Source organism: Bacteroidia bacterium (assembly GCA_026932145.1).
GTDB lineage: Bacteria > Bacteroidota > Bacteroidia > J057 > JAIXKT01 > JAIXKT01.
Window position 1 is genome coordinate 17,224 of sequence record JAIXKT010000059.1, and the last position, 2,290, is coordinate 19,513.

Below are 2,290 nucleotides of genomic sequence, written 5' to 3' on the forward strand. Positions count from 1 at the left end.
GCCGCAGGCGTAATGTCGCTCAACGGTTGGAAAATTGGCGATGGAGCCGACTTTTAGCACAACTGTTGAATAGAATTACTACTGTTCAACCTTGCACAAAAGCCCAATAGAAGCACTTCACCGGCTCTATTGCCAATTTTTTTGTTATGCACAGTGCGTTATTGTTTTAGTCGTTCTATTTCGGTTTGAATTTGCTCAATCACTTGTTTATTTGCGACTTCTCCGTCCAAACTGAAAACGATAAATACATTTCCTCCAAAGTCATTTTTAAAACTTTCAAAACTTGCTTTCATCCTTTCAGAAATAGAATAATTTCCAAAGTTTGATTGTGCTGTTACAGGTTTTATTTGAATGCCAAATGCTTTGTCTTCTGTCACATAACCAAGATAATCAATATCTCCTGCGTGGTCTAATTCGGGCGGACTTTCTTCAAATCTCACTTCTGGAAATGCTTTCGCTAAACCGTCATTTACAACGGATTTTTCTCTCAAATATCCGTCAAAAGTTCGGTTGATAGTCAAATTATGAATGTAGTTGTAGCAATCTTCTTTTGTTAAAGCGTTAAAGGCTTCTTGCCACTCTGGAATAACAACTTCCGTAATTTTTTCGTAAAGCCTTTCGCCAAGTTCTTCTAAACTCTCTTTTGTTATTTTGAAAGTATTTTTTCCTGCTGTTGTAGCATTTTCAAAATACCATTGTTCCCATTCTTCAATCGTATTGGGCTGACATTCTCTTATTAATGCCATTACAGCACCAACTTTATTTGGTCTTGAAAGCTGGTAAGTTTGGGTAGCATAATTGAGGACTTTTTCCTTTTTTCCAAATTCTAATGAGTATCTCTTAATTTCTTTTTTAGCCATTGATAAATGTGTTGAATTTCGTTTTATATTTAAAGTCAATGGAATTATCTACCAATACTAAATTCTCTTTCAATAAATGAGCATTTATAAAGGTTTTGTTTTCAAGATAGAGGTAAGCCATTAAATTATTTTCCTTGTCATGTTTGATTTCGTCATATTTGAGAAAGACTTTTTTCCCACGAACTTTATTTATTAAATATTCAGTTGCTTTGCCGTTGATTATTGGATTTTGCTTAATGCCAATCAAACGAATAATTAAATCATTACTTAAACGAACAAGTTCAGGACTTATAATTTCTTTTACGGAGAAAAATTCTTCTCGTTTTCCTGTGCTGTTGGCATCAATTTTAGAACCATATTGAATTTTCTTTACGTCAATTTTCTTGTCTAACTTATGTGTGTCCACAAATTGATAAGGCAATTCTTTAATTTGTTTTTCAAAATCAGTTTTTAAATCAGGTTGTTTAATAATTTCAGTCTCCACCTTCATAAAAGCATCATCAGTTCCAATCCTTTCTTTGATGATTGGAATAAAGTCAGGATTGATTTCATACCCAACTGAATTTCTGTTTAAATTTCTCGCAGCCAAAGCGGTTGTTCCGCTTCCCATAAAAGGGTCTAAAACAGTTTCTCCCGGGAATGAAAACATTTTGATTAAACGGTGTGGTAATTCTTCAGGGAACATTGCCAAATGTTTGTCTTGCTTTGCTCCTGAAAAATACCAATGCCCGTTGAAATAAGTATTCCACTCTTCATTGGTCATTGAAGCATTTTCTTTCTGTTCTTTGGTTGGCTTAGGTGCATTTCCTTGTTTTTTGAACAATAAAATATATTCAAAATCCAACTTTACAATTCCGTTTCTTGGGTTTGGATAACTTCCCATAATACTTGCACCTCCCGAAGTGTTCATAGTAGTTGCTTTCTGCCAAATAATTTGCCCCATAAAGTCAAAACCAATCATTTCACAAAACTTAATAATTTCGGTATGAATGGGAATAATTTTGTAACGACCGTAATAAGTTGAACGAGCAAATTGGTCTCCAATATTGATACAAAGGCGACAACCTTTGTGTAAAACTCGAAAACATTCTTGCCAAGTCAAGTTAAGATGATTGATGTATGTTTCATAATCATCGTGAAAACCGATTTGGTTTTCCGTTCCATAATCTTTTAGTTGCCAATATGGTGGTGAGGTCGCAATCAAATGAACACTTTCATCTTTGAGTTCGCTCATTTGTCTGCTGTCTCCGTTTATAATTGTATGCTTGGTTTTATTCAACATTTTTCTCTCTTTTCGTTAATTCAGTTCACAACTACGAAGTTACAAAATTCCTTCGGGTTATCTTCATACGGAGCGGCCAATTCGCATTGTGCATAACGGGCTCGCGGATTTGCGAAGTTCCGAAGGCTCATAGCGGAGCTATGAAAGC

Annotated in this window: 2 protein-coding genes; both read right to left on the minus strand. The window is 34.9% G+C overall.

Features of this window, described 5'->3' with window-relative positions:
• Window positions 1-158 precede the first annotated feature (158 nt).
• On the minus strand, window positions 159-860 hold the full coding sequence (locus tag LC115_13510; protein MCZ2357685.1) for an MjaI family restriction endonuclease: 702 nt from the start codon (window positions 858-860) through the stop codon (window positions 159-161).
• The gene (locus LC115_13515; protein MCZ2357686.1) at window positions 853-2,094 is read right to left on the minus strand and encodes a thermonuclease family protein; all 1,242 of its coding nucleotides are present in this window, start codon (window positions 2,092-2,094) and stop codon (window positions 853-855) included. The genes LC115_13510 and LC115_13515 overlap by 8 nt, the downstream gene beginning before the upstream one ends.
• Window positions 2,095-2,290: the final 196 nt, after the last annotated feature.

Excerpts from the sequence above, each read along its gene's own strand:
- LC115_13510 (MCZ2357685.1), bottom strand. The coding sequence starts at position 860 with ATGGCTAAAAAAGAAATTAAGAGATACTCATTAGAATTTGGAAAAAAG.
- LC115_13515 (MCZ2357686.1), bottom strand. The coding sequence starts at position 2,094 with ATGAGCGAACTCAAAGATGAAAGTGTTCATTTGATTGCGACCTCACCA.